Origin of the sequence: Roseococcus sp. (assembly GCF_965227005.1) — a bacterium.
Taxonomy (GTDB): domain Bacteria; phylum Pseudomonadota; class Alphaproteobacteria; order Acetobacterales; family Acetobacteraceae; genus Roseococcus.
Map to the genome: position 1 here is coordinate 17,786 of NZ_CBDDFJ010000042.1, position 22,612 is coordinate 40,397.

Genomic DNA, 22,612 nt, shown 5'->3' on the forward strand with positions numbered 1-22,612 from the left:
CATCAATAGGCGGCCGAGGCCGCGTCGCGCAGCGGCCGGTCCGCGTGGTCCGCGGCCAGACGTGCCAAAGCCCGGCGCCCGAAGCGCCAGATGAGCAGCGGCGTGAGCACCGCATCCAGGATCGTCGCGCTGATCAGCCCGCCGAAGATCGTCACCGCCACCGGGTGCAGGATCTCGCGCCCCGGCTCCCCGGCGCCGAAGAGCAGCGGCGTGAGGGCGAGCCCGGCGGAAAGCGCGGTCATCAGCACCGGGGCCACCCGCTCCTCGCTACCGCGCAGCACGAGGCGGCGGCCCCAGCGCTCGCCCTCGAAGAGCGCGAGGTTGAGGGTGTGGCTCACCTTCAGGATGCCGTTGCGCGCGGAGATGCCGGCCAGGGTGATGAAGCCGACCATCGAGGCCACCGAGAGCGGCAGCCCCGCGAGCCACAGCGCCGCCACGCTGCCCATCAGCGCGAGCGGGATATTGCCCATCACGATCAGCGCCAGCGCCACCGAGCGGTAGCGCGAGAAGAGCACCACGAAGACCAGCGCCAGCGAGACCAGCGAAAGCAGGCCGATGGTGCGCGTGGCCTCCTGCTGGGCCTGGGCATTGCCCTCGATGACCACGGAATAGCCCTGTGGCAGGGCCGCCTGGGCCAGGGCCGCGCGCATATCGGCCACGATGGAAGCGCCGTCGCGCACGCCGTCGGTATTGCCCGAGACGACGATGCGTCGCTGCCCGCCCTCGCGCAGCACCTGGTTGGGGCCGTCCACCTCCTCGACCGAGGCGATCAGACGCAGCGGAATATGGCCGCCCGGCGTGGCCACCAGCAGATCGCCCAGACCCTCGGTCGTGCGGTCGCGATCGGCGAGGCGCACCACCACGTCGAAGCGGCGCACGCCGTCCACGATCTGCGAGACGACGCGGCCGTTGGACAGGCCCTCCAGCGCCGTATTCAGCGCCGCCGGCGTGATGCCGTAGAGCGAGGCCTGGGCGTAGTCCGGCAGCACGCGCAGCTGCGGGATGCGCACCTGGCGCTCCACCTGGAGGTCCACGAGGCCGGGGATGGCCGCGAAGCGGGCGCGCAGCCCCTCGGCCAGCGTGCCGAGCGTGTCGAAATCCGGGCCGAAGAGCTTGAGCGCGATCTCCGCCCGCACGCCGGAGAGCATGTGGTCCAGCCGGTGCTGGATCGGCTGGCCGAGGTTCAGCGCGACGGGCAGCGGGGCGAGCCGCGTGCGCAGATCCGCCAGCACCGCCTCGCGCCCACGCGCGGAGCGCCGCAGCGCGACGTCGAGCTCGCTGATATGCACGCCCTCCGCGTGCTCATCCAGCTCGGCGCGGCCGGTGCGCCGGCCGACGGAGATTACCTCGGGCACCTGCGCGACCAGCCCCTCGGCGATGGCCCCCAGCCGGCTCGATTCCGGCAGCGAGATGCCGGGGCGGAAGGAAAGGGTGACCAGCACCGTGCCCTCGTTGAAGGCGGGCAGGAAGGCGCGCGGCAGGCTCCACGCGCCCCAGGCGGCCACGCCGAACATCAGCAGCACGCCGGCATAAACGACGCGCGGCGCCGCCAGGCCGCGCAGCACCACGGCACGGTTCAGCCGCTTCATCGCGCGCAGCACGAAGCTGTCCGCCCGATGCGACGAGCGCCGATGCCCGAGCCACCAATAGGCCAGCACCGGCGTCAGCGTGACGGAGACCAGCAGGCTCGCCAGGATCGCGACGATATAGGCCACGCCCAGCGGGGCGAAGAGCCGCCCCTCGATGCCCGGCAGCGCGAAGAGCGGCACGAAGACCAGCACCACGATCATCGTCGCGTAGACGATGCCCGAGCGCACCTCCTGGCTCGCCGCCGCCACCACCTGAAGGATGGGATGCGGCTCGGCCCGCGCGGCGTTCTCGCGCAGGCGGCGCAGGATGTTCTCCACATCCACCACGGCGTCGTCCACCAGCTCACCGATGGCGATGGCGATGCCGCCCAGCGTCATGGTGTTGATGGTCAGCCCCGCGAGATGGAAGACCACCACCGTCGCCAGCACCGAGACCGGGATCGCCACCAGCGAGATCGCCGTCGCCCGTACATCGAGCAGGAAGAGGATCAGCACGATCGAGACGACCACCGCCGCCTCCAGCAGCACCTGCTCGACGTTGCGGATGGAGGTCGCGATGAAGTCCGCCTGGCGGAACTGCACGCGCGTGGCCTCCATCCCCGCCGGCAGGCCGCGCTGGATCTCGGCGAGCGCGCCTTCCACGGCCTGGGTGACCGTGATGGTGTCGGCGCCGGGCTGCTTCTGGACGGCCACGATCACGGCCGGCCCGCCCATATAGCCCGCATCGCCGCGGCGCGGACGCGCGGCGAATTCCACCGAGGCGACCTGATGCAGCAGGATGGGCGCGGCCTGCCCCACGCGCAGCGCGACCGGCGTGTCGCGCAGATCCTCCAGCCGCCGCGTGAGGCCGAGGTTGCGGATAAGGTATTCCCGCCCCTGCTGATCCACGAAGCCGCCGCCCGTATTGGCGCCGAAGCGCGACACCGCCGCCTCGATCTGCGACGCGCTCACGTCCAGCACCTGCATCGCCGCCGGATCGGGCGTCACGCGGTATTGCCGCACCTCGCCGCCGATGGGGATGACCTGGGCCACGCCGGGGATCGCCAGCAGGCGCGGGCGGATGTCGAAGTCGGCCGCCTCGCGCACGTCCATCGGCGAGGTGTCGCGCGCGGTGATGGCGACGAGCATGATCTCGCCCATGATGGAGCTGACCGGCCCCATCACCGGGTTCAGCCCCACCGGCAGGCTGGCGCGCACCAGTCCGAGGCGCTCGGCGACGAGCTGGCGGCTGCGATAGAGCTCGGCCGACCAGTCGAATTCCACGAAGACGATGGAGAGCGCGACCGAGGAGACGGAGCGCACGCGCGTCACGCCCGGCATGCCGTTCATCGCCGTCTCGATGGGGAAGGAGACGAGGCGCTCCACCTCCTCGGGGGCGAGGCCCTCGGCTTCGGTCAGCAGCGTGACGGTCGGGCGATTGAGGTCGGGGAAGACGTCCACCGGCACCTTGGGCAGCACGAAGGCGCCATAGGCCATCAGGAGGAGCGAGGCGGCGAGGACGAGCAGGCGGTTGCGCAGGCTCGCGGAGACGAGGGCGGCGAACATCAGCGGATCTGATTCACGAGGCCGGCGCCCTGCACCACCACGCGCTCCCCGGGCGAAAGCCCGGCCGAGACCAGCACGCGCGCCGCGTCGATCGGCTCGATGCGCACGGCGGTTCCGGCGAAGGTCTCGGGGGCGATGTGGCGCCAAACGACGCTCTCGCCATTGGCCGCGCGCACCACGGCGGCGCGCGGCAGGATCAGCCCGCGCAGGTTCTCCGCCAGCCGCGCGACCACGCGCACCGGCTGGCCGAGCGGCAGGCCCGAGGGCGGCCCCTCGATGCGGAACTGCACCAGCGTCGCCTGCTGCTGCAGCGCCTGGCCGAAGCCCTGCAGGGTGAGCCGCATGGGCGGCCCGTCGCCGACCGAGGCCGTCGCGTCCTGCACCTCCAGCCGCGCGGCGTCGGGGCCATAGACCAGCGCCTCCACCCAGAGCCCGCCGGGATCGAGGATCTGGAACAGGATGTCCTGCGCCTGCACCACCTGCCCCGCCACGACGCGGGCGACGGCGATGATGCCGTCGGCCGGCGCGCGGATGGCCTCGGGCTCGATGCGGTTCGCGCCGATGAGCGCGCGGCGGCGGCGCAGGCCGTCGAGCTCGATCTCGGTGTCGATGACCTGCACGCGCGTGCCCGCGCCGCTCGCGACCAGGGAGCGCGCGCGGTTCAGCCGCGCCTCGGCGCCGGCGATGAGCTGGTCGATCTCGCCCGAGCGCTCGGCGATGGTGGTGCGGTCGGCGATGGGCAGCGGGACCTCCACCAGCGCGAGCACCTCGCCGCGCCGGACCTGCTGGCCCAGGCGCGGCAGGCCGCCCTCGGGCGCGGTGACGCGGCCGCCCGCGATGCTCTGGGCGAGGCCGCCGCGATTGGGATCGGCGACGACGCGGCCGACGAGGGTGACGGCGCGGCGTGCCTCCTCCTCGCGCAGGGTGACGGTCCGCAGCTCCAGCAGGCGCTGGCTGATCTTGGGCAGGAAGACGGTGCCGTCGGGGAGGCGCTGAGGCGTGTCGATCATGCCGCCGGCCGTGGGCGCGGGGTCGTCATGGCCCTCATGCGCCTGGGCGGGCATCGCGGCGACGGCGAGCAGCAGGGCGACGGCCACGGCCCGGCGGCGCGGGCGCAGCAGCATGGCCAGGACGAAGCCACCCATCACGCCGCCGCCGATGGGAAACCAGGGGCGGTGCGCGGCCCATTCCAGCGCGGCCTGCCAGGGGTTGTCATGCGGGCCGGCGTGCGGGTCGGGCGGCGCCAAGGCAGGCAGCGTGCCCAGCAGCAGGTCGTCGCCGAGGGCGCCCGTGATCGCGAAGATCAGCTCGAAGGGCGTGCCGGTGGCGGCCAGCAGCTCGGAATGCAGGACGTAGGTGCCATCCGGCTGCGGCTCGGCCGCCAGGCTGGCATCGCCCAGCGTGGCCTCGATGCGCACATCGGCGACGGGGGCGTTGCTGTCGAAGCGGTCCAGCCAGATCCGGACCTGGTCGGCCGATTCCCGGACGGCGACGAGCTCATAGAGCTCCGAGTGCACGGCGATGCGCGGCCGCGCGGGCGCGGAGGCCGCCACTGCGTCGTCATGGCCTTCATGGGCGAGAGCGGGCGTGGACAGGATCAGGGCGCAGGCCAGGACGGCACGGCGCAGGGCGCGATGGAACATGGAACAGGCCTTCCGGCGATGCGAGACGCAGCGCGCGGCCGGACGGCCGTGCGCTCAGGCGATCGCGGGCAGCCTGGGGGGTCTTTGCGGCGTGTCGCCGGCACGACCGAGGCGAATGGTGTCGGGGCCGGCGAGATCGATGCGGAGCACGGCGACGGGCGTCGTCGCGTGGAAGCCCAGTGGTGGCAGCGAGGCCGGGTGGCACATGGTGCAATGCACGCCGCAGGGCGAGGCCTTGCCGCCGTGGTCATGGCCGTCCTGCGAGGACTGCGCGGACACCTCGGCGCCATGCCCCTCGAAGGCATGCGCGTGCGGGGCCCCGCTCCACAGCAGCAGCGCCATCAGGACGGGCAGGAGCCGCCGTGTGATTCCATGGAAGCGCATCAGGATCATGCCCTTCACGGGTATCGCGGTGCGGTAGGGCCGGTCAATAGCTCACGGGAAGTTCATGTGAAGGTGGCGAGGCGGGGATCAGGCCCCGGTCGGGAAAATCCTGGAAATGCTGGCGACGATCACGACGAACTGGACCGCATTGTACGCCATGCCGCCCCAGTGAAGGCGGCGCAGGCGGCGGACCGCGGTGACGTCGCCCGCGTCTCGGACACCCAGCTCCGCGTCCATCCTCGACAGGAACCAGCGCCGCGCGCCGATCGCGAGGGCCGCGACGACGCCGATCCCGAGGGCGACCAGCGGCCGGTCGGCCAGGAGGAAGGCCATCACCGCGATCCCGCAGGTCACGCTCACGACCGAGAAATAGACGTTGAAGAGGCCACGCAGCATCCAGGTGACGATCGGGTCGCTCAGCGGCCTCAGCAGGAAGGTCGGCGAGGCCACGAGGAAGTACAGCATGGGGAACACGAGGATGATGGTGGCGAGGAGTGCAAATCCGTTGCTCGTCATGGCGCGCCGTCTCCCTCTTCCGGTGCGGGGGATGATGGCATATCGGGCTGGCCCGGCACCATCATTCCCGCAACGAGCCGAACGGCGAGGCGCTACCCGGGAAATTCCATCTGCGGCAGGGTCTTCAGCTCCGCCCCGCCCGCCAGCAGGCCGGCCCGCACCTGCCGCGCGGCCTCGACGGCGCTGGGCTCGTCGCCGTGCAGGCAGAGGGTCTGCACGTCCAGCTTCAGCCGCACGCCGCCGCGGGCGATGACCTCGCCCTCCAGCACCATGCGCAGCGCCTGCTCGCGGATCACGGCGATGTCGTGATGCACGGCGTCCGGCAGGGCGCGCGAGGACAGCCGGCCATCGGGCTCGTAGAGCCGGTCGGCATAGCCTTCGAGCGCGCAGCGCAGCCCCTCGGCGCGGCCGGCGCGCTCCAGCTCGGTGCCGGGCAGGACCACCAGGATCATCTCGCGGTCCACGGCCCGCGTGGCGCGCGCGATGGCGCAAGCGAGATCGGCATCGGCGCTGGCGAGGGTGTTCAGCATGCCGTGCGGCTTCACATGCGTGACCTTGCCGCCATGCAGCGCCGCCGCCCCGCCGAGCGCGCCGATCTGATAGGCGGTGATGGCCTCCACCTCGCGCGCCGACATCTTCAGCGCGCGTCGGCCGAAGCCCTGGAGGTCCGGAAAGCCCGGATGGGCGCCGATGCTGCATCCCGCGGCCAAGGCGAGCCGCACCGTCTCGGCCATGATCTCGGGATCGCCGGCGTGATAGCCGCAGGCCAGGCTCGCCGAATTGATGAGCGGCAGCAGCGCCGCGTCGTCGCCCATCTTCCAGGGCCCGAAGCTTTCGCCGAGATCGGCGTTGAGGGAGATGGCGACCATGATCGGGATGATGGCGCGCGGGTCCTTGCGCGTCCATCCGGCCGGTGCAAGCTGGGGCGATGCAGCTGCTACCTTGCCTTCTCCCCCTGGGCGACACCGCCCTCACCGTCCAGTTCGCCGATGCCTACACGCCCGAAGCGGCGGCCCGCGCGCGCGGCCTCGACCGGCAACTGGCGGGCATGGACGGCATCGTGGAATGCGTGCCGACCCTGCGCTCGCTGACCATCCACTACGATCCCGCTCTCCTCAGCCTGCGCCGGCTGACGGCCCTGCTGCGCGACCTTCCGCCCGCGCCGGACGAGGAGAGCGCGGGCGCCAGCTGGTCCCTGCCCATCTGCTACGAAAGCGAGTTCGCGCCGGACCTGGCGGAGCTCGCCACGCGCCTCGGCCTGACGCCGGAGGCGGTGGTCGCGATCCATGCAGGCGGGCGCTACCGCACGGCGATGGTGGGGGGGTATCCCGGCTATCCCTATATCGCCGGGCTGGATGCGCGCCTGGCCGTCCCGCGCCGGACCACGCCGCGCCTGGCCGTGCCGGCCGGCTCGCTCGCCATCGCCAACGCGTTCACCGCCATCTATCCGCAGACCGTGCCCGGCGGCTGGCACATCCTCGGCCGCACGCCCGTGCCGCTCTTCGATCCCGAACGGCTGGAGCGCCCGGCCTTGATCGCGGCCGGCGATGCCGTCGCCTTCCGCCCCATCCCGCGCGAGGAATTCGACGCGCTGGCCGCGCGCTTCGCCGGGGGCGCCGATCCCGTGGCGCTCTGCCGCGCATGAGCGCCGCGATCCGCATCGTGGAGGGCGGCCTCTTCACCACCGTCCAGGATCTCGGCCGGCCGGGCTATCAGCGCCTGGGTGTGCCGGTCTCCGGCGCGCTGGACCCGATCTCGCTGCGCACAGCCAATCTCATCCTGGGCAATCCGCCGGGCACCGCGGCGCTGGAGATGTGCCGCGTCGGCTGCACGATCGAGGTCGAGGCGGCCTCCGTGCGCGTCGCGCTGGCCGGGGCCACGGTCGCGCACCCCATGCTGGAGAGCTTCGTCCTCCACCGCGGCGAGACGCTGCGGATCGGTCGCATCGCGGGCGGGGCCTGCTACCTCGCCGTCGAGGGCGGCTTCGACATCGCACCGGTCCTGGGCAGCCGCTCCACCTATACGCGCGCCGGCTTCGGCGGGCTGCATGGCGGGCGGCTCCAGGCCGGGGACCGGCTGCCGCTTGTCCGTCCGCTCGCCGAATCCCGGCGCGAGCGCCGCCTGCCCCATCCCGTCCCGGCCGAGCGCGAGCGGCCGCTGCGCGTCCTCCTCGGCCCCCAGGCCGACCATTTCGCGGAAGCCGCGATCGACGCCTTGCTCTCGTCCGATTTCACGGTCACCCCCGAGGCTGATCGCATGGGCCTGCGCCTCGCCGGCCCCCTGCTGACCCATTCCGGCCGCCCCGAGATCGCCTCCGACGGCAATGCCACGGGCTGCCTCCAGGTTCCCGGCAGCGGCCAGCCCATCGCCCTCCTGCCGGACCGCCACACGACCGGCGGCTATCCCAAGATCTGCACGGTCGTCACGGCCGATCTGCATCGCCTGGGCCAGGCCATCCCCGGCACCGTGCTGCGCTTCGAGGCGGTCGCCCCGGAGCAGGCGCGCATGGCCCTGCGGAAGCTCGAAACCGCCATGGCCGGCATGGCCGACCTGCTGCGGGAAGCATAACCGCTAGGCCCGGCGCCCGGGGGCACGCCACGGCCGCGCCCTGCTATGCTGCGCCGAGAAACCGGCCTGGAGCTTTGCCTGCAATGGAAATGGCGCTTTTCAACCTGATGTCGCTCAACCACGCGCAGGAGACGCCGGCCCAGGTCATCGAGATGACCGCCGCCGCCGTGCAGCTCGCGGAAAAGGTCGGCTTCGACGCCACCTGGTTCGCCGAGCATCACTTCACCAGCGCCTCGGTCTGCCCCAACCCGCTCCTGATGGTCGCGCATTGCGCCGCGCTGACCAAGCGCATCCGCCTCGGCACGGGGGTGGTCGTCCTGCCGTTGCACAACCCGCTGCGCGCCGTGCAGGAGATCGGCTTCGCCCAGCTGCTGGCGGGCGGCCGCCTCAACCTCGGCATCGCCACGGGCCACCAGGCGCATGAGTTCAGCAGCTACGGCATCGACCTCGCCGCCCGCTCGGAGATGATGCACGAGGAGTGGGACATCCTGGTCGAGGGCCTCACCACCGGCCGCGTGAACCACCAGGGCAAGCACTTCAGCTATCCGGACTCGCCCATCTGCATCGCGCCGGGCCTGCCGCCGATCTACCTCGCCGGCGCCGGCGGGGACCTGCTGGAGCGCGCCGGGCGCGTGGGCGCGACGATCCTGCTCAGCCAGGGCGTGCGGACCGCCGAGATGACGCTGCCGCTCAAGGCCAAGTCCGAGGCGGGCTACCGCGCCGGCGGCTTCACCGGCCGCGACATGCCGCTCGGCCTGCAGCGCTACATCTTCGTCACCGACGACCCCGCCGAGCAGCGCCGGGCCGCCGAGGGCGTGCTGAAGCTGGCCCGCACCACCCTCTCGCTGCGCGTCCCCGTGCCGCCGCGCGACGGGGCGCGGATGCAGTCCATCCCCTTCGAGGGCGAGCCGACCATCGATTGGCTGCTGGAGCACACGCCGATCGGCGGCGTCGAGAAGGTCACGCGCATCCTGGCGAACGACATCAAGGTGCTGCGCCCCTCGCATATGAGCATGTATTGCGGCTTCTCCGGCCTGCCGACGCCCGCTGTCCTGGCCGCGATCGAGCGCCTGGGCCGCGACGTGCTGCCCGCGCTGCGCCAGGGCGCGGCGGCGGAGGCGCTGGCCGCCTGAGGCAGATTGCGTAGTATTTACTTCTTCATCTGGGATATGACGTAGTATTTACTACAGGCAGTGAGCGAGGAGGCTCCTGCATGTCCCTGATGCATCTTGTCCCGACGGCGGGAGCGGCCTTTCTCGCTTCCCTCGTCGAATGCGTGGAGGCGGCGACGATCGTGCTCGCCGTCGGCACGGTCCGCGGATGGAAATCCGCCTTCGTCGGAACCGCCCTGGGGCTGCTGGCCCTGGTCGCCCTCGTGCTGGCCCTCGGCCCGGCCTTGGCCCAGCTTCCCGAGCAGCTCCTGCAGCTGATGGTCGGTCTGCTCCTGCTGCTCTTCGGCATGCGCTGGCTGCGCAAGGCGGTCCTCCGCTCGGCCGGGCACATCCCGCTGCATGACGAGGACGCCGTCTTCCGCAGCGAGAGCGCGAACCTCGCTCTGGCGCAGGCCTCGGCCCGCCATGGCGTCGATCCGATCGCGACGGCGACGGCCTTCAAGGCCGTGCTGCTGGAGGGGGTCGAGGTGGCCTTCATCGTGCTCGCCGTCTCCGCCGGCGGGCCGGATCTCCTGTTCGCGGCGGCCGGCGGCGCGCTGCTGGCGGCGCTGGCCGTCACGCTGGTCGCGGTCGCGGTGCACCGCCCGCTCGCGCGCGTGCCGGAGAACACGCTGAAATTCGCCGTCGGCATCGTGATCTCGGCCTTCGGGATCTATTGGACCGGCGAGGGCATGGGCGCCCATTGGCCCGGCCAGGACCTGGCCTTGCCGGCCCTCATGGCCGGGCTGGCCGCGACCGCGATGCTCGGCGTGCGCGTGACGCAGGAGGCTCCGCGATGAGAACGTTGCGCGCCATCGCCGCCGAAATCGTGCACCTCTTCGTCGATGACGGATCCCTGGCCTTGGCCCTGCTCCTCTGGTGCGCGGCCGTCGGCGCCACCAACCTGCTGATACCGGCCTTCTCCGAGGTCGCTGGAATCGCGCTCTTCGCCGGCTGCGCGGTCATTCTCTTCGCCAATGTCGTCCTGACCGGGCGGGGCGCACCGCTTCTACGCCTCAGGGTCGCCCGGCGCCTGCTGCATGGAGAGGTCGTGCTAGTGGTGGCGCTTCTCGCTCTGGCCGTGATGCTCCTCGCCTTCGTGTCGCTGGCCGACGAGGTGATCGAAGGCGACATGGCCGGCTTCGACCATGCCGTCGTGATGTTCTTCCGGCACGGCAGCGATCTCGCCCAGCCGATCGGTCCGGCCTGGTTGCCGGAGATGGTGCGCGACGTCACCGCGCTCGGAAGCTTCGCCGTGCTCGGCCTCGTGCTCGCCGTCTCCCTGGCCTATCTGCTCATGGTGGGGCAGCGCCGCATCGCCCTCTTCATGGCGGCATCGGTACTGGGCGGCACTCTTGTCAGCACCCTGCTCAAACAGGGCTTTGACCGACCGCGCCCGGATTATCCTCAAATGGCGCAGGTCTTCACGGCGAGCTTCCCGAGCGGCCATGCGCTGCTCTCGGCGGTCACCTATCTCACCATCGGGATCATCCTCGCCCGGGTCGCCGGCGAGCGGCATCACCGCGTCTTCTTCGTGGCCGTGGCGGTGATGCTGACGCTGCTCATCGGCGCCAGCCGTGTCTATCTCGGCCTGCACTATGCCAGCGACGTGCTTGCCGGCTGGAGCATCGGCGCGGCCTGGGCGACCCTCTGCTGGTCGGTCCTGCTCTGGACCGAGGAGCATCACCGCGCGATCTCGGCACGGGCGGCCTGACGCCCCTCGAGGTGGACAGCCCTCCGCGCCAGGGGCCATACGCGCCGCATCGCGCGGGAATGGAAGTCGATGGCGGACCGGACACCGAAGGAATTGCTGGCGGGCCTCTCCTCTGAGGCCGTGGATGAACTGCCGCCGGCGGCGCGGCTCTTCGCCGGCTTCGTGCTCGCCAACCGCCTGACCATTCTCACCAGTTCCGCGGCCGAGCTCGCCAGCCGGGTCGGCGTCTCGGACGCCACCATCATTCGCTCTGTCCAGGCGCTCGGCTTCACCGGCCTGCCGCATCTCAAGCAGATCCTCGCCGCGACCATGGGCGCGGAGACCGAGGGCCCCGCCAGCGACCTCGGCCAGACCCTCGCCGAGGCCGGGGAGGGTGCGCGCAACGCGCTCGATCTCGCTTTGGACCTGCAGCGCGAGGCCATGGCCTGCCTCGACGAGCCGCCGCTGCGCCTGGCCATGCTGGAAGCCGTCGGGCTGATGCACCGGGCCAGCCGCATCGCCGTCTATGGCATCGGGCCGACCGCACATCTCGCCCGCTATATGACCTCGATCCTGCAGCGTTCGGGACGCCAGGCCTTCGCGATCGACACGGCCGGCATTTCGCTGGCCGACCAGCTGCTGGCCCTGCGCGAGGGAGGACATGGTCCTGGCGATGACCTATGGCCGCACCTATCGCGAGATCATCGCGACCATCCAGGAGGCCCGTCGCCTGGGCCTGCCCGTCGTCATGATCACGGATTCCACCGAGGCCAAGGTCATCGCGATGGCCCAGGTGGTGATTGCGGCGCGGCGCGCGGCCGCGCGGGCCATGCGGCGATGCACGCAACCACCCTGGCGGCGCTGGAGGCGCTGTCGCTCGGCCTCGCGGCCTGTGACGGATCCGCCGCCCTGGGGTCGCTCGTGCGGCTGAACCAACTCCGACGCTCGGTGATGGGGCCGGACGTCGCCTAGGCGCGCCCGGCCCCCTTCAGGTCAGAACCGCGCCGCGACGGTGAAGCGCAGCGAGAACGGCGCGCCCGGCGTGATGTTGTTGTTGCTGTTCGCCACCGGATAGTACTTGGCGCCGAACAGGTTCTCGGCATTCACCTGCAGCTGGTAGCGGTCGGTGATGTCGTAGAACACGGCCGCATCGATCCGCGTGAAGGCCGGGATGCGGACGGAATTGTCGGTGGCGGCGTAATAGCCCGACTGGTTGATCACGCCGACCGCCGCGCCGACACGGGGGGTGTAGCTGCCCAAGAGTGGGGCGGAAGTCGTAGCGGTTCCACAGCGAGAAGGTGTTGTTCGACAGGAAGGGTACGTTGTTGCCCCGCCGGATCGTCGCGCTCTGGTCGCTGGTGATCTCGCCGTTCTGGTTGGCATAGCCGCCGAAGACGCTCCAGTTGTCGGTGATACGCCCCTGCAGCCCGAGCTCGACGCCGCGCGTGCGCGTGCCGTCCACCAGCATCAGCTTCGTCACATCAGCCGGATTGGTGACCGCGACATTGGTCCGCTCCAACTGATAGATCGCCGCCGTCGCGGTCAGGCGCGGATGGATCTCCCAGCGTGCGCCGATCTCGTAATTGGTGAAGGATTCCGGCTTGAGCGCCTGGTTCGTCACGCTCAGCGAGGCCAGCTGCTCGCCCGAGCGCGGCAGGAAGCTCACGCTGCAGGAAGCTCACGCTATAGCTCGCATAGAGCGAAACCGGGTCGATCGGCCGATAGACGAGGCCCACGCGCGGCGAGATGTTGTTGTCCGTCGCGCTGAGGCGCTCGCCGGTGCGGCGGTTGGTGATCTCGGCGTCGATGTGGTCCCAGCGCAGGCCGGCGATGAGCTGAAGCTGTGGCAGCAGTTCGATCTGATCCTGCAGATAGAGGCTGACGACGTGGTTCGTGCCGGTATTGCTGGCATCCGTCGCGGCCTGGCGCCACTGGATGGGCCGGCCGATGCGCGTCTGGCTCAGCGGCGTGTTGACGCTGGTTTCCGTGAAGGCGCCGTTCGCACCCTGGAAATAGGCCGTCTGGCGAAGGTTCGTCGTCTCCTGCCGGCCGAGCTCCATGCCGGCGAGCAAGATGTGGCGCACTGGGCCGGTCGCGAAGCGCGCGATGAGGTCCGTCTGGTTGAACAGGTTGTCGCGATTGGTGAGGTTGTTGTAGCCCGCGATCGACACCTGGCGCCCGTTCGCCGCGACGGCGCCGGGGAAGACGTTCTGGTAGAACTTGTCATAGGTCGCGAAGCGGAAGCGGTTGGCGCAGCGTCAGCCCGTTCTCGAAATTGTGCTCGGCGAAGAGGTTCACCGCATTGACGTTGCTGTGCGTGGGGCTCTGGTTCGGATCGCCGAAGAAGTTGCGGATGCCCGTGCTCAGGGGGCCGGCCGTTGAAGGAAGGAATGCCGCGGTCGGCCACGCGCTCGTCGCGGAAATTCTCGTAGCTGAGGCGGATCGTGGTCGCGTCGCCGATGCGATAGGCGAATTGCGGATTGATACCGTAGCGGCGGTAGTTCACCCCGTCGCGATAGCTGTCGGCCTGATGGTACATGCCGGTCATGCGCACGGCCATGCTGTCGCCGATCGCGTAATTGGCATCCGCCACGCCGCGCGCGAGGCCGTAGGAGCCGGCGGTCACGCGCAGCTGGCTCTCGTTGTGGAGGAATTCCGGCACGGAGGTGACGCGGTTGATGACGCCGCCGCCGCCCCCACGTCCGAAGACCATGGCATTCGCGCCCTTCAGCACCTCGAGGCGATCCACGTTGTAGAGGTCACGGTAGTATTGCGTGTCGTCGCGCACGCCGTCGGTGAACATGTCCGCGGTGGAGGACTGGCCGCGCAGCACGGGCGTGTCGCGATTGCCCTCGCCCTGGGCGAAGCCGGCGCCGGGGATATAGCGCAGCGCCTGCTCCAGGTTCACGGCCGCCTGGTCGTTCAGCACATCGCGCGGCACGACGACGACGCTCTGGGGCGTGTCGCGAAGCGCCGTGTCGGTGCGCATGGCGGTGCCGGAGCGCAGGGCCTGATAGCCGTCAGTGGCGCCACGCTGCCCATCTACCGCCAGCGTCGGCAGCGAGATGGCCTCAGGCGCGGCGGCGGGAGCGGGAGCCTGCTGCGCGTGAGCACCCGTTGCGATGCCAGCGATCCAAGCCAGGGAGGTGGTGGCCAGAAGCCAGGAGGACCGCGGCGCCGCGCGTCGGGGAGGGTGGCTTGGATTCATGGATGTTCGCTCCGAAACGGATTGCGACTGACTGTCACTCGCTTCTGACGCTCCTAGGACCCGTTGCGATTGCGAACAAGTAGCATATTTAACGTCACGTAGTGTTTGCTACTGAACGTGTCGCTCCCGCAACAGGTTGTCCTGGACCGAGGATGGCGGTGATCGGAAGGTTCCTTCCAGCCGGCGCGTTCCACAGATAACAAGGCGCGGCGCCGGCAGCGGCTCCACCATGGGACGGGCCAGTCATTTCCATCGATCATTCCAGCCGCGGAGCCGCCCCATGACCTCCCCCGCCGAACGCCAGGCCCGCCTCGCGGCCGCCCTGCGGGCCAACCTGCGCAAGCGCAAGGTGCAGGCGCGGGGCCGGCAGGACGCCCGCGCGGATCAGCCTCCCGGGCCGGCCGATGGACGCGACGCGCCGGAAGAGGCTAGACCAGCCTCCCGCAAGGACCCCGCAAAGGACCCCTGATGCCCATCATGCCCGACCACTGGATCCGCCGCATGGCGACGGAGCACGGCATGATCTCGCCCTTCGTCGAGGCCCAGAAGCGCGAGGGCGTGATCTCCTACGGCCTTTCTTCCTATGGCTACGACGCGCGGGCGGCCGATGTCTTCAAGGTCTTCACCAATGTCGACAACGCCATCGTCGACCCCAAGGCCTTCTCCGAGACCGGCTTCGTCACCCGCCAGGGCCCGGTCTGCATCATCCCGCCCAATTCCTTCGTGCTGACCCACACGATCGAGGTCTTCAAGATCCCGCGCGACGTGCTGGTGATCTGCCTCGGTAAGTCCACCTATGCGCGCTGCGGGCTGATCGTGAACGTCACCCCGCTGGAACCCGAATGGGAGGGCCAGGTGACCATCGAGATCAGCAACACCACGCCTTTGCCGGCCAAGGTCTATGCCAATGAGGGAATTTGCCAGTTTCTGTTTCTGAAGGGCGAGAGCGCGCCCGAAGTGAGCTACGCGGACCGCGCGGGCAAATACATGGGGCAGCGGGGCGTCGCCCTGCCGAAACTCTGATGGATCGCATTCGTATCCAGGGCGGCCGCCCTCTCAACGGCACCGTGCCGATCTCCGGCGCCAAGAACGCGGCGCTGCCGCTGATGGCCGCGGCGCTGCTCTGCGATGGGCCGCTGGTGCTGACCAACGCGCCCGACCTCGCCGATATCGCCACCATGCGCGCGCTGCTCATCCAGCACGGGCTGGAGGTCGTCCATGACCTGCAGGCCCGCACGCTGACCCTGTCGGGCGCGGCCAACAACCTCGAAGCGCCCTATGACATCGTGCGCAAGATGCGCGCCTCGGTGCTCGTGCTCGGCCCGCTGCTGGCCCGCTTCGGCAAGGCCCGCGTCTCGCTGCCCGGCGGCTGCGCCATCGGCACGCGGCCGGTGGACCTGCACCTCAAGGGCCTGGAGCAGCTCGGCGCCGAGCTCGAGATCACGGCCGGCTACATCGAGGCCCGCGCCCCCCAGGGCAAGCTGCGCGGCGCGCGGATCATCTTCCCGCAGATCAGCGTCGGCGCGACCGAGAACCTGCTCATGGCCGCCTGCCTGGCCGAAGGCGAGACCGAGCTGGTCAACGCCGCCCAGGAGCCCGAGATCTCCGATCTCGCCATGTGCCTCATGCGCATGGGCGCGCGGATCGAGGGCATCGGCACCGGCACGCTGCGCATCGAGGGCGGCGCCACCCTGCGCGCCGCGACGCACCCCATCGTGCCCGACCGCATCGAGGCCGGCACCTATGCCTGCGCCGCCGCCATCACCGGCGGCACGCTTCACCTGCAGGGCGCGCGGCTGGAGCATCTGGGCTCCGTCGCCCGCGTGCTGCGCGAAAGCGGCGTGGACGTGGCCGAGACCACCACCGGCCTCACCGTCAGCCGCCTCAACGGGCTGCGCGGCGCCGATGTGATGACCGAGCCCTTCCCCGGCTTCGCGACCGACATGCAGGCCCAGTTCATGGCGCTGATGGCGGTGGCCGAAGGTGCGTCGATGATCACCGAGACCATCTTCGAGAACCGCTTCATGCATGTGCCCGAGCTGCTGCGCATGGGCGCGCGCATCAACTTCCACGGCACCAGCGCCATCGTGCGCGGGGTGCCCAAGCTCTCCGGCGCGCCCGTCATGGCGACGGATCTGCGCGCTTCCGTGAGCCTCATCCTCGCCGGCCTGGCCGCCGAGGGCGAGACGATCGTCAACCGTGTCTACCACCTCGACCGCGGCTATGAGCATGTCGAGCAGAAGCTCGCGGCGGTGGGAGCGAAGATCGAAAGGCTGGCCAACTGATGGACCTGCCCCTGCAATTGACCGAGGCCGACAGCAACACGCGCCTCGTCATGGCGCTGCCCAAGGGCCGCATCCTCTCCGAGCTGAAGCCCGTCCTCGCCCGCGTCGGCATCGTGCCCGCCGCGGATTTCGAGGACGAGGACAGCCGCCGCCTTCGCTTCGAGACGAACCATCCCTCGCTCGACGTCGTGCGCGTGCGGCCCTTCGACGTCGCGACCTTCGTGGCGCATGGCGCGGCGCATATCGGCGTCTGCGGCGCCGACGTGCTGATGGAATACGAGACCGACCAGATCTACGCCCCGCTCGACCTGGGGATCGGCCGCTGCCGCATCTCGGTCGCCGAGCAGGTGGCGACGGCCGGGCAGGACGATCCCTCGCGCTGGTCGCGCATCGCGGTGGCGACGAAGTATCCCAACATCGCCCGCCGCCACTTCTCCGCGCGCGGCATCCAGGCCGAGGTCGTGCATCTGAACGGGGCGATGGAGCTGGCGCCCTCGCTCGGCATCTCGCGCGTCATCGTCGACCTGGTGCAGACCGGCTCCACGCTGAAGGCCAATGGCCTCGTGGAGACGGAGGTCATCGCCGGCGTCACCTCGCGCCTCATCGTGAACCGCACGGCGCTGAAGACGCGCCCCGAGGAGATCGCCGGCTGGATCGCGCGCTTCCGCGCCGCTCTGGCCGCCTGACCATGGAGCGCCTCTCCACGGCCCAGGCCGATTTCGAGACCCGCTTCCTCGCTCTGCTGGACGATGCGCGCGAGACCACCGCGCGCGTGGACGGCGCCGTCTCGGCCATCATCGGCGAGGTGAAGGCCGAGGGCGACGCGGCGCTGCTGCGCCTCACCGCGCGCTTCGACCACTGGACGCCCGCCACCACCGCCGCGCTGCGCGTGACGGCCGAGGAGATCGACGCCGCGACCGCCGGCATCGAGCCCGCGCTGATGGACGCGCTCGACACCGCCGCGACGCGCATCGAGGCCTTTCATCGCGCGCAGCTGCCCGCCGATATCGAGCTTCCGGGCACGGACGGCGTGGCGCTGGGGATGCGCTGGAACGCGCTGGACGCCGTGGGCCTCTACGTGCCGGGCGGCAAGGCGGCCTATCCCTCCTCCGTGCTCATGAACGCCCTACCCGCCCGCGTGGCGGGGGTGGAGCGCGTGGCCATGGTCGTCCCCACGCCGGGCGGCGTGCTGAACCCGCTGGTGCTGGCCGCGGCCCGCCGTTCGGGTGTCACCGAGGTCTGGCGCGTCGGCGGCGCGCAGGCGGTGGCCGCCCTCGCCTGGGGCACGCAGAGCATCGCGCCGGTGGACCGCATCGTCGGCCCCGGCAATGCCTATGTGGCCGAGGCCAAGCGCCAGGTCTTCGGCCGCGTGGGCATCGACAGCATCGCCGGCCCCTCCGAGGTGCTGGTCCTGGCCGACGCCACCAACGACCCCGCCCATGTGGCGATGGACCTGATGGCCCAGGCCGAGCATGACGAGGCCGCGCAGGCGATCCTCATCACCGACGACACCGCCTTCGCGGAGGCGGTGATCCGCGAGGTCGAGAAGGCGCTGACCACCCTGCCCCGCCGGGCCATCGCCGGCGAGAGTTGGGCGCGGCACGGCGCGGTGATCCTGGTGCGGAACTGGGACGAGGCCTGCGCGCTGGCGAACCGCCTCGCGCCCGAGCATCTGCAGATCATGCTGGACGACCCGCGCGCGATCTTCGGCAAGATCCGGCATGCGGGCGCGGCCTTCCTGGGGCGGCACACGCCCGAGGCGATCGGCGACTATGTGGCCGGGCCGAACCATGTGCTGCCGACCGGGCGGAGCAGCCGGTTCTCGTCGGGGCTTTCCGTCTACGACTTCCTCAAGCGGACGACCTGGGTGCAGGCGGAACCGCATGGGCTGCGCGCGATCGGGCCGGCGGCGGTGAAGCTGGCCGAGGCCGAGGGGCTGGGCGCGCATGCGGCGAGTGTCGCGCTGCGGCTGGATGAGATGCAGGTCCGCAGCTGATCCCGTCGAGGGCGCCCTTGTTTCAGTGGGGGCGAATTATGCGCGCATGCCGTCATCGTTCCTATCGTGTGATAGGTGGTCCAGCGCGGCTGACGTGCTACGCCGTCAATCGACCGACTGCACGGGTTTCGTTGGCGCTGTCCTGGTCGCGGAGCTAGGCTCATCATAATGATCGACATGTCGCCCACCATGTCCTTGGACGGTATCATCATCTCCGATGAGCTGGATCGGCGTCCGCCGGCCCGCACCGATCATCTCCGGGAAAAGCTGGCGGTCTACGACCTCGCCGCCAAGATGGCCGATGATCCGAGCGAGCTCCTCCCGCGTTTCGTCGACATCGCGATGGAGATCACGGGCGGGGTGGCCGCGGGCCTGAGCCTCTTGGATCCGTATCCGGCGCCCGGCGTGTTCCGATGGAAGTACCTGCGCGGCTCGCTGTCGCGTTTCGAGGGGATCACGACGCCTCGCGACTTCAGCCCGTGCGGCGTGACGCTCGACGCCAACAGGCCCGTCCTCGCGCGGCACGCTGAGCGCCATTATGGCTGGATCTCCGATGCCGGCATCGAGGTTCCGGAGGTGCTGCTAGTCCCGCTCCGCCGTGGGGAGGGCGTCCTTCTGGGCACCCTGTGGATCGTCTCGGAAGAGCTGGGGCAGTTCGACAGGGGCCACGCCCAGACCATGATGGAACTGGCCTCCTTCATCTCCATCGCCCTTCGGGTCTCGGACAGCGAGACCCTGCTGCAGCGCGCCCTGGTCGAGCAGGAGACCCTCGCTCGGGAGATGGCCCACCGTCTGCAGAACCTGGTCGCCGTGACGGACAGCATGATCCGGATCACCGCCGCCGGCTCGGCAACGCCCTCGGAGATGGCGAAGACGCTTTCGGGGCGGCTTCAGGCCCTCTCCCTGTCGAATTCGCTAATCAGGCGCCATTCTTCCGCCGCCCCGTCGGCCGGCGGGAATGACCTGGCAGGTGTCATCCGGACCATCATCGCACCGCTCGACGAGCATCGGTTCGGGCTGTCTTCGCGTTTCACCATCTCGGGGCCACCCGTGTCCTGTGCCGAGCGATCCGTCGGCGGCGTCGCGCTGATCGTCCACGAGCTGGCCACCAATGCGGTGAAGTACGGGGGGCTATCGCAGCCCGGGGGCCGCGTCGGCATCGCGGGGGACATCGAGAACGGCAAGATCCGGGTGAGATGGGAGGAGCGCGGCGGTCCGGCGATCGACGGCGCTCCCGGGGCCACCGGCTTCGGCACGACCCTCGTCGAGAACACCATCACGGGCCAGTTCGATGGGACCCTGACGAGGGACTGGCAGCCTGAGGGGCTGGTGACCAGCTTCGAGATCCCGCTCGAAAGGTTCGCGGACTAGAACTTTCCCCGTTCGTAGGAGCTCACCGCAAAGGCTCGACCGGCCTGGAGCCTTTCCGATCCTCTACCGCAGCACGGCGATCTGATTCTTCCGGATCAGCTCGAAATCGATCTCGGCGCCGAGACCGGGCTTGTCCGGCGCCCGGACCATCCCCTTGGAATCGATCTCGATGTCTTCGAGCAGCCCGTAATTCTGCGCCGCCGCGGGCAGCAGGAACTCGAAGAACTCGGTGTTGGGGATACACATCGCCAGATGCAGGTTGGCGAGGTTGTTCAGCGAATTCCCGCCATGGTGAATCTCGTAGTTCATGCGGAAGGCCTGGGCGAGATGGGCCGTCTTGAGGCAGGTCGTCAGCCCGCCCTTCACCGTGACGTCGCCGCGGAGATAGTCGGTCGCGTGGTTCATCAGCCAGACCGGATAGCTCTCGAGCCCCGTCATCGGATACTCGGTCGCCATGATGGGAATGCGCAGCGTCTGACGTAGCTTCACGTAGTTGTAGACGTCCTGGTCGTGCAGGGGATCCTCGTACCAGTAGAAGCCCATCTCCTCGATCGCGCGGCCCACGCGCAGCGCGGTCGGGAAGTCATAGGCCCAGGTGGAATCCAGCATGATCCGGTAATCGTCGCCCACGGCGCGGCGCACCGCCGTGCAGGCCGCGATGTCGTCCTTGAGCCGCTGCGGCGGATGGATCTTGTAGGCGGCCCAGCCTTCCTCGCGATAGCGCACCGCCTCCTCCGCATAGGCCTCGGCCGAGGACAGGACGGCCGAGCTCGCATAGGCCGGGATCTCGTCCCGCACCTTGCCGATCAGCTTGTAGATCGGCACGCCCAGCGCCTTGCCGGCGATGTCCCAGAGCGCGATGTCGATCGCGCCGATGGCCCGCGTCGTGACCTGGCGGATGCGGCTCCAGAGCTTCTGGTTCAGAAGCTCGCGCGCGAAGGGATCCTGGCCGAGCATGAGGGGCTTCAGCGAGCGGATCAGCGCGGCCGCCTCGGTGTCGGCGCCGTTGGTCGCGCTGCCGAGGAAGGCATGGCCGGTGATGCCCTCGTCGGTCTCGATGGCGAGCAGGCCGAGCTTGCTCTCGCCGCCGCCCGAGGCGTGCGCGCCGTAGGAGATGCTGGGCAGTCCCTTCCACGCAAAGAGGGTCAGCGTGATGTCGGTGATCTTCATGGTTTCCGCCCCTTCGTCGCCCTGCCGCGGCGTGAAGGGGCCGTGCGGACGTTTTTCTGCCGGGATACTCACGGCCGGGCGCGGAATCGGCAAGATGCGCCCGGCCGCGGAGGCCACGCCGGTCTCGTCGAGGCGGCGCAGCCCAAGATGTCTAGACAATCCGCCGCATGATCCAAATTACGTCCAACAATCCGGAGGTCTAGACAGGATCCAGCTGCAGCCTTGCCGCTGCGCCTGGAGATTCCGATGAAAGCGGCGGTCGATCCCCCATCTGCTTCGCGCCAGAGGCGTGTCCTGTTCGGCGCCGGTTTCGCGCATGCGCTGCACGACGGCTACACGGACGCCATCTACGTCCTGCTTCCGCTCTGGCAGGCAGAGTTCGGGTTGAGTTTCAGCGCCCTGGCGGCTCTGCGAGGGCTGTACAGCGGCACCATGGCGGCCCTGCAGATCCCGGCCGGGCGACTGTCGGAGCGCCTCGGCGGCCGTGCCGTGCTGGTCGGCGGAACCCTCCTGGCCGCGCTCGGATACGCGCTCGCGGGATTGTCCGGCGGCCTGGTCGGCCTTGGCCTGGCGCTCGTCGTCGGCGGCGCCGGTTCGGCGACACAGCATCCCCTGGCCTCGACGGCGGTATCGGATGCCTATGGATCCCGCGCCCGCGGCGCCCTCGGCACCTACAACTTCACCGGGGACCTCGGGAAAGCCGCCCTGCCCGCCCTCGTCGCCCTCATGCTCGCCTCGATGTCCTGGCGCTCGGCCGTCTGGGTCGTGGCGGCCATCGGCGCGATCACCGCCCTGGTCGTCTGGGCGCTGATCCCGCGCTTTGGCGGGCCGAAGGAGAAGGCCCCGAAAGCCGTGCGCGGCGGCGGCCGCGGCGGCTTCGGATTGCTGCTGTCGATCGGGATCTTCGACAGCAGCGTCCGGATGGGCTTCCTCACCTTCCTCCCGTTCATCCTGCAGGCGAAAGGCGCCGACCTGCCGCTCATCGGCTTCGCCTTCACGCTCGCATTCCTGGGCGGCGCCGCGGGGAAGTTCGCCTGCGGCTGGCTCGGCGGGCATCTCGGCGTCCTGTCGACGGTTCTCATCACGGAGATCGGCACCGCCCTCGCCATCCTCGCCGTGGTCGCCGCGCCTCTCGATATGGCGCTGATCCTGTTGCCCCTGCTGGGCGTCATGATGAACGGCACCTCGTCCGTCCTCTATGGAACGGTGCCTGAACTGGCGGCGCCGGGCGAGGAGGCCCGCGCCTTCGCGCTGTTCTATACGGGCACGATCGCGTCGGGCGCGCTTTCCCCCGTGCTGTACGGCTTCGTGGGAGATCTCGCAGGCCCGAGCTGGGGCGCGGTCAGTGCTGCGCTGGTCGCGCTCGTCACATGTCCGCTCGCGGTCGCCCTCGCGCCTCGCCTGAACATCGCGCCCACGAATGCCTGAGCGCGCGAATCTTCTTCCGCCACGCCCGGGATCGGGCGTGGAAGTGATCTGAACAGGAGACAGAG

21 protein-coding genes and 2 pseudogenes are annotated in these 22,612 nt (G+C 70.1%); 13 read left to right on the forward strand and 10 right to left on the reverse strand.

Going from position 1 to position 22,612, the window contains the following annotated elements; genetic code table 11:
- Positions 1–2: 2 nt before the first annotated feature.
- The 5 genes from ACO057_RS23050 to ACO057_RS23070 form a co-directional block, all read right to left on the reverse strand.
- A complete protein-coding gene (locus ACO057_RS23050) occupies positions 3–3,134 on the reverse strand; it encodes an efflux RND transporter permease subunit (protein ID WP_421995935.1) in 3,132 nt (1,043 codons plus the stop codon).
- The gene (locus ACO057_RS23055) at positions 3,134–4,777 is read right to left on the reverse strand and encodes an efflux RND transporter periplasmic adaptor subunit (RefSeq protein WP_421995937.1); all 1,644 of its coding nucleotides are present in this window, start codon (positions 4,775–4,777) and stop codon (positions 3,134–3,136) included. The genes ACO057_RS23050 and ACO057_RS23055 overlap by 1 nt, the downstream gene beginning before the upstream one ends.
- A 54-nt stretch (positions 4,778–4,831) precedes the next feature.
- The gene (locus ACO057_RS23060; RefSeq protein WP_421995939.1) at positions 4,832–5,170 is read right to left on the reverse strand and encodes a hypothetical protein; all 339 of its coding nucleotides are present in this window, start codon (positions 5,168–5,170) and stop codon (positions 4,832–4,834) included.
- A 78-nt stretch (positions 5,171–5,248) separates the two neighbouring features.
- Positions 5,249–5,677, reverse strand: coding sequence for a hypothetical protein (locus tag ACO057_RS23065; protein WP_421995941.1), 429 nt, complete (start codon positions 5,675–5,677; stop codon positions 5,249–5,251).
- A 92-nt stretch (positions 5,678–5,769) separates the two neighbouring features.
- Positions 5,770–6,546: a LamB/YcsF family protein gene (locus tag ACO057_RS23070; protein WP_421995943.1), complete on the reverse strand. Its 777-nt coding sequence runs from the start codon at positions 6,544–6,546 to the stop codon at positions 5,770–5,772.
- Positions 6,547–6,605: 59 nt separating this feature from the next.
- On the opposite strand from ACO057_RS23070, the gene pxpB reads away from it, so the two are divergent.
- From pxpB to ACO057_RS23100, 6 genes are all read left to right on the forward strand, one after another.
- Entirely contained in the window at positions 6,606–7,322 is a 717-nt protein-coding gene (pxpB, locus tag ACO057_RS23075; protein WP_421995945.1) for a 5-oxoprolinase subunit PxpB, read from the forward strand.
- On the forward strand, positions 7,319–8,245 hold the full coding sequence (locus ACO057_RS23080) for a biotin-dependent carboxyltransferase family protein (RefSeq protein ID WP_421995947.1): 927 nt from the start codon (positions 7,319–7,321) through the stop codon (positions 8,243–8,245). The genes pxpB and ACO057_RS23080 overlap by 4 nt, the downstream gene beginning before the upstream one ends.
- Positions 8,246–8,334: 89 nt before the next feature.
- Entirely contained in the window at positions 8,335–9,378 is a 1,044-nt protein-coding gene (locus ACO057_RS23085) for an LLM class flavin-dependent oxidoreductase (RefSeq protein ID WP_421995949.1), read from the forward strand.
- An 80-nt stretch (positions 9,379–9,458) separates the two neighbouring features.
- Positions 9,459–10,196 (forward strand): COG4280 domain-containing protein, encoded by a 738-nt coding sequence (locus tag ACO057_RS23090; protein WP_421995951.1) that lies wholly within the window; start codon positions 9,459–9,461, stop codon positions 10,194–10,196.
- Positions 10,193–11,110 carry a phosphatase PAP2 family protein gene (locus tag ACO057_RS23095; RefSeq protein ID WP_421995953.1) on the forward strand — a complete coding sequence of 306 codons (918 nt, stop codon included), beginning with the start codon at positions 10,193–10,195 and terminating at the stop codon, positions 11,108–11,110. Before ACO057_RS23090 ends, ACO057_RS23095 begins: the two co-directional genes overlap by 4 nt.
- 69 nt (positions 11,111–11,179) lie before the next feature.
- Positions 11,180–12,061 (forward strand): MurR/RpiR family transcriptional regulator, encoded by an 882-nt coding sequence (locus ACO057_RS23100; RefSeq protein WP_421995955.1) that lies wholly within the window; start codon positions 11,180–11,182, stop codon positions 12,059–12,061.
- 21 nt (positions 12,062–12,082) lie between these two features.
- On the opposite strand, the gene ACO057_RS23105 is transcribed toward ACO057_RS23100, so the two are convergent.
- The 4 genes and pseudogenes from ACO057_RS23105 to ACO057_RS23120 all read right to left on the reverse strand — a co-directional run.
- Complete coding sequence (locus tag ACO057_RS23105; protein WP_421996104.1) at positions 12,083–12,349, reverse strand: hypothetical protein; 267 nt, start codon at positions 12,347–12,349, stop codon at positions 12,083–12,085.
- Positions 12,350–12,419: 70 nt separating this feature from the next.
- Positions 12,420–12,686: pseudogene (locus ACO057_RS23110) on the reverse strand (TonB-dependent receptor domain-containing protein); the annotation flags it as partial.
- Positions 12,571–13,260: a TonB-dependent receptor domain-containing protein gene (locus ACO057_RS23115; RefSeq protein ID WP_421995957.1), complete on the reverse strand. Its 690-nt coding sequence runs from the start codon at positions 13,258–13,260 to the stop codon at positions 12,571–12,573. The gene ACO057_RS23115 and the pseudogene ACO057_RS23110, both read right to left, overlap by 116 nt.
- 521 nt (positions 13,261–13,781) lie before the next feature.
- Positions 13,782–14,297: pseudogene (locus ACO057_RS23120) on the reverse strand (TonB-dependent receptor plug domain-containing protein); the annotation flags it as partial.
- Between the two features lie 280 nt (positions 14,298–14,577).
- Between ACO057_RS23120 and ACO057_RS23125 the strand changes: the two are divergent.
- The 6 genes from ACO057_RS23125 (at position 14,578) to ACO057_RS23150 (ending at position 19,949) form a co-directional block, all read left to right on the forward strand.
- A complete protein-coding gene (locus ACO057_RS23125; protein WP_421995959.1) occupies positions 14,578–14,766 on the forward strand; it encodes a hypothetical protein in 189 nt (62 codons plus the stop codon).
- Complete coding sequence (gene dcd, locus ACO057_RS23130; protein ID WP_421995961.1) at positions 14,766–15,320, forward strand: dCTP deaminase; 555 nt, start codon at positions 14,766–14,768, stop codon at positions 15,318–15,320. The genes ACO057_RS23125 and dcd overlap by 1 nt, the downstream gene beginning before the upstream one ends.
- Entirely contained in the window at positions 15,320–16,582 is a 1,263-nt protein-coding gene (gene murA, locus ACO057_RS23135; RefSeq protein ID WP_421995963.1) for a UDP-N-acetylglucosamine 1-carboxyvinyltransferase, read from the forward strand. Before dcd ends, murA begins: the two co-directional genes overlap by 1 nt.
- Positions 16,582–17,268: an ATP phosphoribosyltransferase gene (gene hisG / locus ACO057_RS23140; RefSeq protein ID WP_421995965.1), complete on the forward strand. Its 687-nt coding sequence runs from the start codon at positions 16,582–16,584 to the stop codon at positions 17,266–17,268. The genes murA and hisG overlap by 1 nt, the downstream gene beginning before the upstream one ends.
- A gap of 2 nt (positions 17,269–17,270) precedes the next feature.
- Positions 17,271–18,578 (forward strand): histidinol dehydrogenase, encoded by a 1,308-nt coding sequence (gene hisD, locus ACO057_RS23145; RefSeq protein ID WP_421995967.1) that lies wholly within the window; start codon positions 17,271–17,273, stop codon positions 18,576–18,578.
- A gap of 168 nt (positions 18,579–18,746) precedes the next feature.
- The gene (locus ACO057_RS23150) at positions 18,747–19,949 is read left to right on the forward strand and encodes a sensor histidine kinase (protein ID WP_421995969.1); all 1,203 of its coding nucleotides are present in this window, start codon (positions 18,747–18,749) and stop codon (positions 19,947–19,949) included.
- A gap of 63 nt (positions 19,950–20,012) precedes the next feature.
- On the opposite strand, the gene ACO057_RS23155 is transcribed toward ACO057_RS23150, so the two are convergent.
- A complete protein-coding gene (locus ACO057_RS23155; RefSeq protein WP_421995971.1) occupies positions 20,013–21,119 on the reverse strand; it encodes an enolase C-terminal domain-like protein in 1,107 nt (368 codons plus the stop codon).
- A gap of 246 nt (positions 21,120–21,365) precedes the next feature.
- Between ACO057_RS23155 and ACO057_RS23160 the strand changes: the two genes are divergently transcribed.
- Positions 21,366–22,547: an MFS transporter gene (locus ACO057_RS23160; RefSeq protein WP_421995973.1), complete on the forward strand. Its 1,182-nt coding sequence runs from the start codon at positions 21,366–21,368 to the stop codon at positions 22,545–22,547.
- Positions 22,548–22,612: the final 65 nt, after the last annotated feature.